At 56.1% G+C, this 12,233-nt stretch carries 25 protein-coding genes; all 25 read right to left on the bottom strand.

Annotated elements, in window-relative coordinates; translation table 11 throughout:
* Positions 1-4 precede the first annotated feature (4 nt).
* Positions 5-1,006, bottom strand: a complete 1,002-nt coding sequence (locus LU682_RS02440) for a DNA-directed RNA polymerase subunit alpha (RefSeq protein ID WP_003255452.1) — start codon at positions 1,004-1,006, stop codon at positions 5-7.
* Positions 1,007-1,028: 22 nt separating this feature from the next.
* A complete protein-coding gene (gene rpsD, locus LU682_RS02435) occupies positions 1,029-1,649 on the bottom strand; it encodes a 30S ribosomal protein S4 (RefSeq protein ID WP_003255453.1) in 621 nt (206 codons plus the stop codon).
* Between the two features lie 15 nt (positions 1,650-1,664).
* On the bottom strand, positions 1,665-2,054 hold the full coding sequence (rpsK, locus tag LU682_RS02430; RefSeq protein ID WP_003255454.1) for a 30S ribosomal protein S11: 390 nt from the start codon (positions 2,052-2,054) through the stop codon (positions 1,665-1,667).
* Between the two features lie 18 nt (positions 2,055-2,072).
* Positions 2,073-2,429 carry a 30S ribosomal protein S13 gene (gene rpsM, locus LU682_RS02425; RefSeq protein WP_003255457.1) on the bottom strand — a complete coding sequence of 119 codons (357 nt, stop codon included), beginning with the start codon at positions 2,427-2,429 and terminating at the stop codon, positions 2,073-2,075.
* A gap of 131 nt (positions 2,430-2,560) precedes the next feature.
* Positions 2,561-2,677, bottom strand: a complete 117-nt coding sequence (gene rpmJ, locus LU682_RS02420) for a 50S ribosomal protein L36 (protein WP_002555468.1) — start codon at positions 2,675-2,677, stop codon at positions 2,561-2,563.
* A gap of 28 nt (positions 2,678-2,705) precedes the next feature.
* Positions 2,706-4,037 (bottom strand): preprotein translocase subunit SecY, encoded by a 1,332-nt coding sequence (gene secY, locus LU682_RS02415; RefSeq protein WP_010951776.1) that lies wholly within the window; start codon positions 4,035-4,037, stop codon positions 2,706-2,708.
* On the bottom strand, positions 4,038-4,472 hold the full coding sequence (rplO, locus tag LU682_RS02410) for a 50S ribosomal protein L15 (protein WP_003255461.1): 435 nt from the start codon (positions 4,470-4,472) through the stop codon (positions 4,038-4,040).
* A 3-nt stretch (positions 4,473-4,475) separates the two neighbouring features.
* Positions 4,476-4,652: a 50S ribosomal protein L30 gene (gene rpmD / locus LU682_RS02405; protein WP_003255463.1), complete on the bottom strand. Its 177-nt coding sequence runs from the start codon at positions 4,650-4,652 to the stop codon at positions 4,476-4,478.
* 2 nt (positions 4,653-4,654) lie between these two features.
* Complete coding sequence (rpsE, locus tag LU682_RS02400; RefSeq protein ID WP_003255465.1) at positions 4,655-5,155, bottom strand: 30S ribosomal protein S5; 501 nt, start codon at positions 5,153-5,155, stop codon at positions 4,655-4,657.
* 3 nt (positions 5,156-5,158) lie between these two features.
* The gene (gene rplR, locus LU682_RS02395) at positions 5,159-5,509 is read right to left on the bottom strand and encodes a 50S ribosomal protein L18 (RefSeq protein WP_003255467.1); all 351 of its coding nucleotides are present in this window, start codon (positions 5,507-5,509) and stop codon (positions 5,159-5,161) included.
* 10 nt (positions 5,510-5,519) lie between these two features.
* On the bottom strand, positions 5,520-6,053 hold the full coding sequence (rplF, locus tag LU682_RS02390; protein ID WP_003255469.1) for a 50S ribosomal protein L6: 534 nt from the start codon (positions 6,051-6,053) through the stop codon (positions 5,520-5,522).
* A 12-nt stretch (positions 6,054-6,065) separates the two neighbouring features.
* The gene (rpsH, locus tag LU682_RS02385) at positions 6,066-6,458 is read right to left on the bottom strand and encodes a 30S ribosomal protein S8 (protein ID WP_003255471.1); all 393 of its coding nucleotides are present in this window, start codon (positions 6,456-6,458) and stop codon (positions 6,066-6,068) included.
* Between the two features lie 208 nt (positions 6,459-6,666).
* Complete coding sequence (rpsN, locus tag LU682_RS02380; protein ID WP_003255472.1) at positions 6,667-6,972, bottom strand: 30S ribosomal protein S14; 306 nt, start codon at positions 6,970-6,972, stop codon at positions 6,667-6,669.
* Positions 6,973-6,985: 13 nt separating this feature from the next.
* Positions 6,986-7,525 (bottom strand): 50S ribosomal protein L5, encoded by a 540-nt coding sequence (gene rplE / locus LU682_RS02375; RefSeq protein ID WP_003255474.1) that lies wholly within the window; start codon positions 7,523-7,525, stop codon positions 6,986-6,988.
* A gap of 20 nt (positions 7,526-7,545) precedes the next feature.
* Positions 7,546-7,860 carry a 50S ribosomal protein L24 gene (rplX, locus tag LU682_RS02370; protein WP_003255476.1) on the bottom strand — a complete coding sequence of 105 codons (315 nt, stop codon included), beginning with the start codon at positions 7,858-7,860 and terminating at the stop codon, positions 7,546-7,548.
* Between the two features lie 11 nt (positions 7,861-7,871).
* A complete protein-coding gene (rplN, locus tag LU682_RS02365) occupies positions 7,872-8,240 on the bottom strand; it encodes a 50S ribosomal protein L14 (protein WP_002555479.1) in 369 nt (122 codons plus the stop codon).
* Between the two features lie 23 nt (positions 8,241-8,263).
* Positions 8,264-8,530 (bottom strand): 30S ribosomal protein S17, encoded by a 267-nt coding sequence (gene rpsQ, locus LU682_RS02360; RefSeq protein ID WP_003255478.1) that lies wholly within the window; start codon positions 8,528-8,530, stop codon positions 8,264-8,266.
* Positions 8,531-8,532: 2 nt separating this feature from the next.
* A complete protein-coding gene (gene rpmC / locus LU682_RS02355; RefSeq protein ID WP_002555481.1) occupies positions 8,533-8,724 on the bottom strand; it encodes a 50S ribosomal protein L29 in 192 nt (63 codons plus the stop codon).
* Positions 8,724-9,137: a 50S ribosomal protein L16 gene (rplP, locus tag LU682_RS02350; RefSeq protein WP_003255479.1), complete on the bottom strand. Its 414-nt coding sequence runs from the start codon at positions 9,135-9,137 to the stop codon at positions 8,724-8,726. The genes rpmC and rplP overlap by 1 nt, the downstream gene beginning before the upstream one ends.
* A 12-nt stretch (positions 9,138-9,149) precedes the next feature.
* Positions 9,150-9,836, bottom strand: coding sequence for a 30S ribosomal protein S3 (gene rpsC / locus LU682_RS02345; protein ID WP_003255481.1), 687 nt, complete (start codon positions 9,834-9,836; stop codon positions 9,150-9,152).
* A gap of 13 nt (positions 9,837-9,849) precedes the next feature.
* Positions 9,850-10,182 (bottom strand): 50S ribosomal protein L22, encoded by a 333-nt coding sequence (gene rplV, locus LU682_RS02340; protein WP_003103908.1) that lies wholly within the window; start codon positions 10,180-10,182, stop codon positions 9,850-9,852.
* A gap of 11 nt (positions 10,183-10,193) precedes the next feature.
* Positions 10,194-10,469 carry a 30S ribosomal protein S19 gene (gene rpsS / locus LU682_RS02335; RefSeq protein ID WP_003255482.1) on the bottom strand — a complete coding sequence of 92 codons (276 nt, stop codon included), beginning with the start codon at positions 10,467-10,469 and terminating at the stop codon, positions 10,194-10,196.
* A gap of 16 nt (positions 10,470-10,485) precedes the next feature.
* Complete coding sequence (rplB, locus tag LU682_RS02330; RefSeq protein WP_003255483.1) at positions 10,486-11,310, bottom strand: 50S ribosomal protein L2; 825 nt, start codon at positions 11,308-11,310, stop codon at positions 10,486-10,488.
* Between the two features lie 14 nt (positions 11,311-11,324).
* Entirely contained in the window at positions 11,325-11,624 is a 300-nt protein-coding gene (gene rplW, locus LU682_RS02325) for a 50S ribosomal protein L23 (protein ID WP_003255484.1), read from the bottom strand.
* A complete protein-coding gene (gene rplD, locus LU682_RS02320; RefSeq protein WP_003255485.1) occupies positions 11,621-12,223 on the bottom strand; it encodes a 50S ribosomal protein L4 in 603 nt (200 codons plus the stop codon). The genes rplW and rplD overlap by 4 nt, the downstream gene beginning before the upstream one ends.
* Positions 12,224-12,233: the final 10 nt, after the last annotated feature.

Raw genomic sequence — 12,233 nt, 5'->3', positions numbered from 1 at the left:
ACGATCAGGCGGTCGCCTTGTCGTCTTTCTTAAGACTTGCAGGCGGCCAGTTGTCGAGGCGCATGCCGAGAGACAGACCACGAGAGGCCAGAACGTCCTTGATTTCAGTCAGGGACTTCTTACCCAGGTTAGGAGTCTTCAACAGCTCTACTTCGGTACGCTGAATCAGGTCGCCGATGTAGTAGATGTTCTCCGCCTTGAGGCAGTTGGCCGAACGTACAGTCAGTTCCAGGTCGTCAACCGGACGCAGCAGGATCGGATCGATCTCGTCTTCCTGCTCGACTACGACAGGCTCGCTGTCACCTTTGAGGTCGACGAACGCGGCCAACTGCTGTTGCAGAATGGTCGCAGCGCGGCGGATAGCCTCTTCAGGATCCAGGGTGCCGTTGGTTTCCAGATCAATGACCAGTTTGTCCAGGTTGGTACGCTGTTCAACACGGGCGTTCTCGACCACATAGGCGATACGACGCACCGGGCTGAAGGAGGCGTCCAACTGCAGACGGCCAATGCTACGGCTTTCGTCTTCGTCGGTTTGACGGGAGTCGGCCGGCTCGTAACCACGACCACGAGCTACAGTGAGCTTCATGTTCAGAGCGCCGTTCGACGCCAGGTTCGCGATTACGTGATCGGGGTTGACGATCTCGACATCGTGATCCAGCTGAATATCGGCAGCGGTAACCACCCCCGAACCCTTTTTCGACAAGGTCAGCGTAACTTCGTCACGACCATGCAGTTTGATAGCGAGACCTTTCAGGTTCAACAGGATTTCAATTACGTCTTCCTGAACACCTTCGATCGCGGAGTACTCATGGAGTACGCCATCGATCTCGGCCTCGACTACTGCACAGCCAGGCATGGAGGACAACAGGATGCGGCGCAGCGCGTTGCCCAGGGTATGGCCGAAACCACGCTCGAGAGGCTCGAGCGTAATTTTGGCGCGGGTCGGACTGACTACCTGCACATCAATGTGGCGGGGAGTCAGGAACTCATTTACCGAAATCTGCATGGATGCACCTATTTTCTAGCCCTTACTTGGAGTAGAGCTCGACAATCAGGTTTTCGTTGATGTCGGCAGACAGGTCGCTGCGAGCAGGAACGTTCTTGAAAACGCCCGACTTTTTAGCAGCATCCACGTCAACCCACTCAACGCGGCCACGCTGGGCGCACAGTTCAAGGGCTTGAACAATGCGCAACTGGCCCAGCGATTTCTCGCGGACTGCGACCACGTCACCCGGACGAACTTGGTAGGATGGAATGTTTACAGTCTTACCGTTGACGCTGATCGCTTTGTGCGAAACCAGCTGACGGGACTCGGAACGAGTCGAGCCGAAGCCCATACGGTAAACGACGTTATCCAGACGGCACTCGAGCAGTTGCAGCAGGTTCTCACCGGTTGCGCCTTTTTTCGAGGCAGCAGCTTGGTAGTAACCGCGGAACTGACGCTCCAGAACACCGTAGATACGACGGACTTTTTGTTTCTCACGCAGCTGGGTGCCGTAGTCGGACTGACGGCCACGGCGCTGGCCGTGGATACCTGGGGCTGCTTCGATATTGCACTTCGATTCCAGAGCGCGAACGCCGCTCTTCAGGAACAGATCAGTGCCTTCACGACGAGACAGTTTGCATTTTGGACCAATGTAACGTGCCATTCTTCTGTCTCCTGATTACACGCGACGCTTCTTCGGCGGACGGCACCCGTTGTGCGGGATTGGCGTCACGTCGGTGATGCTGGCGATCTTGTAGCCGCAGCTGTTCAATGCACGAACGGCGGACTCACGACCTGGACCTGGACCCTTGACGTTAACGTCGAGGTTCTTCAGACCGTATTCCAGCGCAGCTTGACCAGCACGCTCAGCAGCGATCTGAGCTGCGAACGGGGTGGATTTGCGCGAACCACGGAAACCCGAACCACCGGAGGTCGCCCAGGACAAAGCATTGCCCTGACGGTCGGTGATGGTCACGATGGTGTTGTTGAAAGAAGCATGGATGTGGGCGATGCCATCAACCACTGTCTTTTTGACTTTCTTACGAGGACGAGCAGCAGGTTTTGCCATGTCTATATTCCTGGGCGATTACTTGCGGATCGGCTTACGCGGGCCCTTACGGGTGCGTGCGTTGGTCTTGGTGCGCTGACCGCGAACCGGCAGACCTTTACGATGACGCAGGCCGCGGTAGCAACCCAGGTCCATCAAGCGCTTGATCTTCATGTTGATGTCACGACGCAGGTCACCTTCGGTGGTGAACTTCGCGACTTCGCCACGCAGGGTTTCGATTTGCTCGTCGCTCAGATCCTTGATCTTAGCGGCTGGGTTTACACCAGCGTCTGCACAAATCTTCTGTGCAGTTGTGCGACCGACACCATAGATGTAGGTCAGCGAGATAACAGTATGCTTGTTATCTGGAATGTTGACGCCTGCAATACGGGCCATTCAGTGGGACTCCAATTGACAGCTACCTACGCCCCGGAAGCCAAGAAATAGGGCGCGAGATAATATCGCTGTAGAAACGAATAATCAACCCAGCAGCACACTAGCTGCTGGGTTTGAAGCGCAGATCACACTCAGCCTTGGCGCTGTTTGTGACGCGGTTCCGCGCTGCAGATCACTCGTACGACGCCTTCGCGACGGATGATCTTGCAGTTACGGCACAGCTTTTTCACCGATGCACGAACTTTCATTACCGACTCCTCGAACCTTAGGGGCGTATCAGCGCAGCAAACCGCTGCCACCGTAGCCTTTCAGGTTGGCTTTCTTCATCAGGGATTCGTACTGGTGCGAAACGAGGTGCGATTGTACTTGGGACATGAAGTCCATCACAACCACTACCACAATCAGCAACGAGGTCCCGCCAAGGTAGAACGGCACATTTGCTGCCACCACCAGGAACTGGGGCAGAAGGCAGACGGCCATCATGTAAAGAGCACCGAACATGGTCAAACGGGTCAGAACGCCATCAATGTAGCGTGCCGACTGCTCACCAGGACGGATACCCGGAATAAAGGCACCGGACTTCTTCAGGTTTTCCGCTACGTCTTTCGGGTTGAACATCAACGCTGTGTAGAAGAAGCAGAAGAAAATGATCCCTGCACTAAACAGCAGAATGTTCAACGGCTGACCAGGAGCGATCGACTGCGAGATGTCCTGCAGCCAGCCCATACCTTCGGACTGACCAAACCAGGCACCCAGCGAAGCCGGGAACAGCAGAATGCTGCTCGCGAAAATAGCCGGGATAACCCCCGCCATGTTCACTTTCAGCGGCAAGTGGCTAGTCTGCGCAGCGAAGACCTTACGGCCCTGCTGACGCTTGGCGTAATGAACGGCGATACGACGCTGACCACGCTCAATGAACACCACAAAACCGATAATCGCTACTGCCAGCAGACCGATGGCGACCAGGGCGAAAATGTTGATATCGCCTGTGCGTGCAGACTCGAAAGACTGCCCGATTGCTCTCGGAAGACCGGCAACGATACCCGCGAAAATCAACATCGAGATACCGTTGCCCACACCGCGCTCGGTGATCTGCTCGCCCAGCCACATCATGAACATCGCGCCTGCCACGAAAGTGGAAACAGCGACGATATGGAAGCCCAGGCCTACAGAAAACGCCACGCCCTGGTTGGCCAGGCCAATGGACATGCCAATGGCTTGGACCAGTGCCAGGATAACGGTGCCGTAGCGGGTGTACTGGCTGATCTTGCGACGGCCAGCTTCACCTTCCTTCTTCAACTGCTCCAGTTGCGGGCTGACCGCCGTCATCAACTGCATGATGATCGATGCCGAAATGTACGGCATGATCCCCAGTGCAAAGATGCTCATGCGCTCGAGCGCGCCACCGGAAAACATGTTGAACAAGCTAAGAATGGTCCCCTCATTCTGCCGAAACAGATCCGCCAGACGGTCCGGATTGATGCCGGGAACCGGGATATGCGCACCTATCCGATAGACGATGATCGCCATGAACAGAAAGCGCAGACGAGCCCAGAGTTCCGACATCCCGCCCTTACCGAGCGAAGAGAGAGCACCTTGCTTAGCCATTTATTCCTCGAATTTGCCGCCAGCTGCTTCGATAGCCGCACGCGCACCCTTGGTGGCTGCGATACCCTTGATGGTGACTGCGCGAGTAACTTCGCCAGACAGCATGATTTTCACACGCTGAATGTGCTGGTTGATCACGTTGGCATCCTTCAGGGATTGCACGGAGATCACGTCGCCTTCGACTTTGGCCAGCTCGGACAGACGCACTTCAGCGCGGTCCATGGCTTTCAGGGAAACGAAGCCGAACTTCGGCAGGCGACGGTGCAGCGGCTGTTGACCGCCTTCGAAGCCAGGAGCGATCGAACCACCCGAACGGGAAGTCTGACCTTTGTGGCCACGGCCGCCGGTCTTACCCAGACCGCTACCGATACCACGACCTGGACGATGCTTCTCGCGACGGGAACCCGGCGCTGGACTCAGATCATTGAGTTTCATCGATTAGCCCTCGACCTTCAGCATGTAGTAAGCCTTGTTGATCATCCCGCGGTTCTCGGGAGTATCCTGGACTTCTACAGTGTGACCGATGCGACGCAGACCCAGGCCTTTAACACACAGCTTGTGGTTAGGCAGACGGCCCGAGACGCTCTTGATCAGCGTTACTTTTACGGTTGCCATGATCAGAAGATCTCCTCGACGCTCTTGCCACGCTTGGCGGCAATGGATTCAGGAGATTGCATGGCTTTCAGACCCTTGAAGGTGGCGTAAACCACGTTCACTGGGTTGGTCGAACCGTAGCACTTGGCCAGAACGTTCTGAACACCAGCAACTTCCAGGACAGCACGCATTGCGCCACCGGCGATGATACCGGTACCTTCCGAGGCAGGCTGCATGTAAACCTTCGAGGCGCCGTGGGCAGCCTTGGTGGCGTACTGCAGGGTGGTGCCCTTCAGGTCAACCTGGATCATGTTGCGGCGAGCAGCTTCCATGGCTTTCTGGATCGCGGCTGGTACTTCGCGCGACTTGCCACGGCCGAAGCCAACACGACCTTTACCATCACCAACCACGGTCAGCGCGGTGAAGGTGAAGATACGGCCGCCTTTTACGGTTTTGGCAACGCGGTTAACTTGAACCAGCTTCTCGATGTAGCCTTCGTCGCGCTTTTGATCGTTATTTGCCATAACTTAGAACTCCAGCCCGCCTTCACGAGCAGCATCAGCCAGCGCTTTGACGCGGCCATGGTACTTGAAGCCGGAACGGTCAAAGGCAACTTGAGATACACCGGCGGCTTTCGCACGCTCAGCTACCAGCTTGCCAACCTTAGTGGCCGCGTCGATGTTGCCAGTGGCGCCATCACGCAGGTCTTTGTCCAAGGTCGAGGCGCTTGCCAGAACCTTGCTGCCGTCGGCCGAAATGACCTGGGCGTAGATGTGCTGCGAGGAGCGGAACACGCACAGGCGCACTACTTCGAGTTCGTGCATCTTGAGACGTGCTTTGCGAGCGCGACGCAGTCGAATAACTTTTTTGTCGGTCATTTACTAGGCCCTACTTCTTCTTGGCTTCTTTACGACGGACTACTTCGTCCGCGTAACGCACACCTTTACCTTTGTAAGGCTCTGGCGGACGGAAGTCGCGGATTTCAGCGGCCACCTGACCTACCAGCTGCTTGTCGATACCCTTGATCAGGATGTCGGTCTGGCTAGGTGTTTCAGCGGTGATACCGGCTGGCAGTTCGTAGTCCACTGGGTGAGAGAAGCCCAGGGCCAGGTTCAGGACGGTGCCTTTAGCCTGTGCCTTGTAACCAACACCGACCAGCTGGAGCTTGCGCTCGAAGCCTTGGCTTACGCCTTGGACCATGTTGTTGACCAGAGCGCGGGTGGTACCGGCCATGGCACGAGCTTGCTGGTCACCATTGCGAGCGACGAAACGCAGCTCACCAGACTCTTCGGTAACTTCAACAGACGAGTGAACGTTCAGTTCGAGAGTACCTTTGGCACCCTTCACCGAAAGCTGCTGACCGGCGAATTTGACTTCGACACCGGATGGCAGCTTAACGGGGTTCTTAGCGACGCGAGACATGTCTATCCCCCCTTAGAACACTGTGCACAGAACTTCGCCGCCGACACCGGCAGCGCGCGCAGCGCGATCAGTCATCACACCTTTGTTGGTGGAGACGATAGACACGCCCAGACCGCCACGTACTTTCGGCAGATCGGTGACGGCCTTGTACTGGCGCAGGCCTGGACGGCTGGAGCGCTTCAGTTCCTCGATGACCGGACGGCCTTCGAAGTACTTCAGTTCGATCGACAGGGAAGGCTTGGCCTCACCAGTTACCTGGTAGCCAGCGATGTAACCTTCGTCCTTCAGAACTTTGGCAACCGCGACCTTCAGGGTAGAGGAAGGCATGCTTACGACGGACTTTTCAGCCATCTGGGCATTACGGATGCGAGTTAGCATGTCCGCTAACGGGTCCTGCATACTCATGGGCTAGATGCTCCTGATACAAGAATTATTAGCCTTGCGGCTATGACAACCACCCGAACCGTTTGGGCAAAAACCCAGGCTCAGGTGAGCCGGTCATTCTAGACACAAGGCAGAAACGAAACAAGCCCCATATAGGGGCTTGTTTGTTGGCAAGGTCACCGGCGGTCGGAAGATTGCTCCCCTTCCACCCGCGCCTTGCCTGCAGCGATTACCAGGAGGCCTTGACCAGACCTGGTACGTCACCGCGCATTGCAGCTTGACGCAGCATGTTACGGCCCAGGCCGAACTTACGGTATACACCGTGAGGACGACCGGTCAGGCGGCAACGGTTGCGCAGGCGCGAGGCGCTAGCGTCGCGTGGCTGCTTCTGCAGAGCGACAACGGCAGCGAAACGCTCTTCTGGAGAGGCGTTCAGGTTGACGATGGTCGCTTTCAGCTCAGCACGCTTCTTAGCGAACTTTGCTACCGTGAGCTGACGCTTCAGCTCGCGGTTTTTCATGCTCTTCTTGGCCATTTTCCTACTCCAATCAGTTGCGGAACGGGAACTTGAAAGCACGCAGCAGAGCGCGGCCTTCGTCGTCCGAACGAGCAGTGGTGGTCAGGGTGATGTCCAAACCGCGCAGAGCATCGATCTTGTCGTAGTCGATTTCCGGGAAGATGATCTGCTCTTTCACGCCCATGCTGTAGTTGCCACGACCATCGAAGGACTTGGCATTCAGGCCGCGGAAGTCGCGAACCCGAGGCAGGGAGATCGCCAGCAGGCGGTCCAGGAATTCGTACATCTTGTCGCTACGCAGGGTCACCTTGACGCCGATCGGCCAGCCTTCGCGGACTTTGAAGCCAGCGATGGATTTGCGAGCGAAAGTCACGACCGGCTTTTGACCGGTGATCTTTTCCAGGTCAGCAACAGCGTGCTCGATGACTTTCTTGTCGCCGATCGCTTCGCCCAGACCCATGTTCAGGGTGATCTTGGTAACGCGCGGAACTTCCATCACGTTCGACAGCTTAAGTTCTTCCTTAAGCTTAGGAGCGATTTCGTTCCGGTAAATCTCTTTCAGTCGTGCCATGGTCTTCTACCTAGCAGTGTTCAAGCATCAACCGCTTTTTGGGTCGACTTGAAGACACGAATTTTTTTACCGTCTTCTACTTTGAAACCAACGCGGTCAGCCTTGTTGGTTTCACCGTTGAAGATGGCAACGTTGGAAGCGTGCAGAGGCGCTTCTTTCTCGACGATACCGCCCTGTACGCCCGCCATCGGGTTAGGCTTGGTATGACGCTTGACCAGGTTCACGCCACCGATAACCAGACGGTCATCAGCCAGAACCTTCAGCACCTTACCGCGCTTACCTTTGTCTTTGCCGGCGATCACGATGATCTCGTCGTCACGACGAATCTTTTGCATGTCGGATCTCCTTACAGCACTTCAGGGGCGAGCGAGACGATCTTCATGAACTTCTCAGTACGAAGTTCACGGGTCACTGGCCCGAAGATGCGAGTGCCGATCGGCTCTTGCTTGTTGTTCAGCAGAACAGCAGCGTTGCCGTCGAAACGAATGATGGAACCGTCAGCGCGACGAACACCGTGACGGGTACGTACGACGACAGCGGTCATCACTTGGCCTTTTTTGACCTTACCGCGCGGAATTGCTTCCTTGACGGTTACTTTGATGATGTCACCGATACCGGCGTAACGGCGGTGCGAACCGCCGAGTACCTTGATGCACATGACGCGACGAGCGCCGCTGTTATCGGCCACATCGAGCATGGATTGAGTCTGAATCATAAAATTTCTCCGACCCTTAGCCCTTAGACTTCAACAGCGCGTTCGAGGACTTCAACCAGTGCCCAGGACTTGGTCTTGGCCAGCGGACGGGTTTCACGGATGGAAACCTTGTCGCCGATCTTGCACTGGTTGGCTTCGTCGTGCGCGTGCAGCTTAGTCGAACGCTTAACGTATTTACCGTAGATCGGGTGCTTTACGCGACGCTCGATCAGAACGGTGATGGTCTTGTCCATTTTGTCGCTGACGACACGGCCAGTCAGCGTACGGACGGTTTTTTCAGCTTCAGCCATGATCACTTACCTGCCTGCTGGTTGAGCACAGTTTTCACGCGAGCGATGTCACGCTTAACTTGCGAGAGCAGGTGCGACTGCCCCAACTGGCCAGTTGCTTTCTGCATACGCAGATTGAACTGGTCGCGCAGCAAGCCGAGCAGTTGCTCGTTCAGTTGCTGTGCCGATTTTTCACGAAGTTCATTCGCTTTCATCACATCACCGTCCGCTTAACAAAGGAGGTGGCGAGAGGCAGCTTTGCAGCAGCCAGGGCGAAAGCTTCGCGCGCCAGCTCTTCAGAAACACCCTCGATCTCGTACAGGACTTTGCCTGGCTGAATCTGGGCAACCCAGTATTCCACGGAGCCCTTACCTTTACCCATACGAACCTCAAGAGGTTTTTTGGAGATCGGCTTGTCCGGGAACACACGGATCCAGATCTTACCGCCACGCTTAACGTGACGGGTCAGCGCACGACGTGCGGACTCGATCTGGCGAGCGGTGAGGCGACCGCGAGCAACAGCTTTCAGGGCGAATTCGCCGAAGCTGACTTTGCTACCGCGCAGTGCCAGACCACGGTTGTGGCCAGTCATCTGCTTGCGGAATTTTGTACGCTTTGGTTGCAACATTTGGCGTACCCCTTACTTAGCAGCTTTTTTACGAGGCGCTGGTGCTTGTGGTTTCAGTTCTTCTTGGCGACCACCAATAACTTCGCCTTTGAAGATCCAAACCTTCACACCGATCACACCGTAAGTGGTGTGAGCTTCGTAGGTGTTGTAGTCGATATCGGCACGCAGGGTGTGCAGAGGCACACGACCTTCGCGATACCACTCGGTACGAGCAATCTCAGCACCGCCGAGACGACCGCTCACCTGGATCTTGATGCCCTTGGCACCAATACGCATGGCGTTCTGTACCGCACGCTTCATGGCGCGACGGAACATTACACGGCGTTCCAGCTGCTGAGCTACGCTCTGCGCAACCAGCATAGCGTCGAGTTCCGGCTTGCGGATCTCTTCGATGTTGATGTGCACAGGCACACCCATCTGCTTGGTCAGGTCCTGACGCAGCTTCTCGACATCTTCACCTTTCTTACCGATAACGATACCGGGACGAGCGGTGTGGATGGTGATGCGTGCAGTTTGAGCCGGACGATGAATATCGATACGGCTTACGGACGCGCTTTTTAGTTTGTCTTGGAGGTACTCACGCGTTTTCAGATCCTTCAACAGGTAATCTGCGTAAGTAGCACCGTCTGCGTACCAGACGGAGGTGTGCTCCTTGACGATTCCCAGGCGAATGCCAGTGGGATGTACTTTCTGACCCATCTGATCGACTCCGTTACTTGTCCGCAACCTTGACAGTGATATGGCAAGACCGCTTGACGATGCGATCAGCACGGCCTTTGGCACGTGGCATGATGCGCTTCAGCGAACGCCCTTCGTTGACGAAGACGGTGGAGACCTTCAGGTCATCAACGTCTGCGCCTTCGTTGTGTTCGGCGTTGGCTACGGCCGACTCGAGGACTTTCTTCATGATTTCAGCGGCTTTTTTGCTGCTGAAGGCCAACAGGTTGAGCGCTTCGCCCACCTTCTTCCCGCGGATCTGGTCGGCGACCAAGCGGGCTTTCTGGGCGGAGATGCGAGCGCCCGACAACTTAGCGGCTACTTCCATTTCCTTACCCCTTAACGCTTGGCTTTCTTGTCAGCCACGTGCCCGCGATAGGTGCGGGTACCGGCGAACTCGCCCAGTTTGTGGCCGACCATGTCTTCGTTCACGAGAACTGGAACATGCTGGCGACCGTTGTGAACCGCGATGGTCAGACCGACCATTTGTGGCAGGATCATCGAACGGCGCGACCAGGTTTTAACTGGCTTGCGATCGTTCTTCTCCACCGCCACTTCGACCTTCTTCAACAGGTGAAGATCGATAAAAGGACCTTTTTTCAGAGAACGTGGCACTGTCGTATCCCTCTAGTTACTTGCGACGACGGACGATCATGTTGTCGGTACGCTTATTACCACGGGTTTTAGCACCCTTGGTTGGGAAGCCCCATGGCGATACCGGATGACGACCACCGGAGGTACGACCTTCACCACCACCGTGTGGGTGGTCAACCGGGTTCATGGCAACACCACGAACGGTTGGGCGAACGCCGCGCCAGCGTTTGGCACCAGCTTTACCCAGCGAACGCAGGCTGTGCTCGGAGTTCGAGACTTCGCCCAGGGTCGCACGGCACTCAGCCAGGACTTTACGCATTTCACCAGAGCGCAGACGCAGGGTCACGTAGACACCTTCGCGAGCGATCAGCTGAGCCGAAGCACCAGCGGAACGAGCGATCTGAGCACCTTTACCCGGCTTCAGTTCGATGCCGTGAATGGTGCTACCTACTGGAATGTTGCGCAGCTGCAGGGAGTTACCGGCCTTGATTGGGGCCAGGGCACCTGCGATCAGCTGGTCGCCAGCGCTCACGCCTTTAGGCGCGATGATGTAGCGACGCTCACCGTCTGCGTAGCACAGCAGGGCGATGTGAGCAGTACGGTTTGGATCGTATTCGATACGCTCGACAGTGGCTGGAATGCCATCTTTGTCGTTGCGACGGAAGTCGACCAGACGGTAATGCTGCTTGTGACCACCACCAACGTGACGAGTGGTAATGCGGCCATTGTTGTTACGACCACCAGACTTCGATTTTTTCTCGATCAGCGGTGCGTGAGGAGCGCCTTTGTGCAGCTCCTTGTTGACCACCTTGACCACGAAACGGCGGCCAGGGGAAGTCGGTTTGCATTTAACGATTGCCATGATGCACCCCTTCCTTACTCAGCACTGCTGCTGAAATCGAGATCTTGGCCTGGCTGAAGGGAGACGATCGCCTTCTTCCAGTCATTACGCTTGCCCAGACCACGTGCGGTACGCTTGGTTTTACCCAGAACGTTAACAGTCGACACGTTTTCAACTTTTACGTTGAACAGGCCTTCGACAGCTTTCTTGATTTCCAGCTTGGTTGCATCAGTAGCAACCTTGAATACGAACTGGCCTTTTTTCTCAGCCAGAACGGTAGCCTTCTCGGAAACGTGCGGGCCAAGGAGGACTTTGAATACGCGTTCCTGGTTCATCCCAGCAGCTCCTCGAATTTCTTCACGGCCGAGACAGTGATCAACACTTTCTCGTATGCGATCAGACTGACCGGGTCGGAACCTTGGACGTCACGTACGTCGACGTGCGGCAGGTTACGAGCAGCCAGGTACAGGTTCTGATCAACAGCGTCGGAAACGATCAGTACATCGCTCAGACCCATGCCGTTCAGCTTGTTCAGCAGATCTTTGGTTTTCGGTGCTTCAACAGCGAAGTCCTGAACCACGACCAGACGGTCGCTACGCACCAGCTCAGCGAGGATGGAGCGCAGAGCTGCGCGATACATCTTCTTGTTGAGCTTTTGCGAGTGATCTTGAGGGCGAGCTGCGAAGGTTACACCACCGCCACGCCAGATCGGACCACGAGTGGTACCAGCACGAGCACGGCCAGTACCCTTCTGACGCCATGGGCGCTTACCGCCACCAGCCACGTCGGAACGGGTCTTCTGCTGCTTGGTGCCCTGACGGCCGCCGGCCATGTAGGCCACGACTGCTTGGTGAACCAGCGTCTCGTTGAATTCGCCACCGAAAGTCAGTTCGGAAACTTCGATCGCCTGAGCGTCATTTACATTAAGTTGCATGTCAGTTTCC

It is taken from the genome of Pseudomonas alloputida, assembly GCF_021283545.2.
Lineage (GTDB): Bacteria > Pseudomonadota > Gammaproteobacteria > Pseudomonadales > Pseudomonadaceae > Aquipseudomonas > Aquipseudomonas alloputida.
The sequence above is the reverse complement of the archived record's forward strand: the minus strand, read 5'-3'. Positions and strand labels throughout refer to the sequence as shown.

Excerpts from the sequence above, each read along its gene's own strand:
- LU682_RS02440 (WP_003255452.1), bottom strand. The coding sequence starts at position 1,006 with ATGCAGATTTCGGTAAATGAGTTCCTGACTCCCCGCCACATTGATGTG.
- rpsD (WP_003255453.1), bottom strand. The coding sequence starts at position 1,649 with ATGGCACGTTACATTGGTCCAAAATGCAAACTGTCTCGTCGTGAAGGC.
- rpsK (WP_003255454.1), bottom strand. The coding sequence starts at position 2,054 with ATGGCAAAACCTGCTGCTCGTCCTCGTAAGAAAGTCAAAAAGACAGTG.
- rpsM (WP_003255457.1), bottom strand. The coding sequence starts at position 2,429 with ATGGCCCGTATTGCAGGCGTCAACATTCCAGATAACAAGCATACTGTT.
- rpmJ (WP_002555468.1), bottom strand. The coding sequence starts at position 2,677 with ATGAAAGTTCGTGCATCGGTGAAAAAGCTGTGCCGTAACTGCAAGATC.
- secY (WP_010951776.1), bottom strand. The coding sequence starts at position 4,037 with ATGGCTAAGCAAGGTGCTCTCTCTTCGCTCGGTAAGGGCGGGATGTCG.
- rplO (WP_003255461.1), bottom strand. The coding sequence starts at position 4,472 with ATGAAACTCAATGATCTGAGTCCAGCGCCGGGTTCCCGTCGCGAGAAG.
- rpmD (WP_003255463.1), bottom strand. The coding sequence starts at position 4,652 with ATGGCAACCGTAAAAGTAACGCTGATCAAGAGCGTCTCGGGCCGTCTG.
- rpsE (WP_003255465.1), bottom strand. The coding sequence starts at position 5,155 with ATGGCAAATAACGATCAAAAGCGCGACGAAGGCTACATCGAGAAGCTG.
- rplR (WP_003255467.1), bottom strand. The coding sequence starts at position 5,509 with ATGACCGACAAAAAAGTTATTCGACTGCGTCGCGCTCGCAAAGCACGT.
- rplF (WP_003255469.1), bottom strand. The coding sequence starts at position 6,053 with ATGTCTCGCGTCGCTAAGAACCCCGTTAAGCTGCCATCCGGTGTCGAA.
- rpsH (WP_003255471.1), bottom strand. The coding sequence starts at position 6,458 with ATGAGTATGCAGGACCCGTTAGCGGACATGCTAACTCGCATCCGTAAT.
- rpsN (WP_003255472.1), bottom strand. The coding sequence starts at position 6,972 with ATGGCCAAGAAGAGCATGAAAAACCGCGAGCTGAAGCGTCAGCTCACG.
- rplE (WP_003255474.1), bottom strand. The coding sequence starts at position 7,525 with ATGGCACGACTGAAAGAGATTTACCGGAACGAAATCGCTCCTAAGCTT.
- rplX (WP_003255476.1), bottom strand. The coding sequence starts at position 7,860 with ATGCAAAAGATTCGTCGTGACGACGAGATCATCGTGATCGCCGGCAAA.
- rplN (WP_002555479.1), bottom strand. The coding sequence starts at position 8,240 with ATGATTCAGACTCAATCCATGCTCGATGTGGCCGATAACAGCGGCGCT.
- rpsQ (WP_003255478.1), bottom strand. The coding sequence starts at position 8,530 with ATGGCTGAAGCTGAAAAAACCGTCCGTACGCTGACTGGCCGTGTCGTC.
- rpmC (WP_002555481.1), bottom strand. The coding sequence starts at position 8,724 with ATGAAAGCGAATGAACTTCGTGAAAAATCGGCACAGCAACTGAACGAG.
- rplP (WP_003255479.1), bottom strand. The coding sequence starts at position 9,137 with ATGTTGCAACCAAAGCGTACAAAATTCCGCAAGCAGATGACTGGCCAC.
- rpsC (WP_003255481.1), bottom strand. The coding sequence starts at position 9,836 with ATGGGTCAGAAAGTACATCCCACTGGCATTCGCCTGGGAATCGTCAAG.
- rplV (WP_003103908.1), bottom strand. The coding sequence starts at position 10,182 with ATGGAAGTAGCCGCTAAGTTGTCGGGCGCTCGCATCTCCGCCCAGAAA.
- rplB (WP_003255483.1), bottom strand. The coding sequence starts at position 11,310 with ATGGCAATCGTTAAATGCAAACCGACTTCCCCTGGCCGCCGTTTCGTG.
- rplW (WP_003255484.1), bottom strand. The coding sequence starts at position 11,624 with ATGAACCAGGAACGCGTATTCAAAGTCCTCCTTGGCCCGCACGTTTCC.
- rplD (WP_003255485.1), bottom strand. The coding sequence starts at position 12,223 with ATGCAACTTAATGTAAATGACGCTCAGGCGATCGAAGTTTCCGAACTG.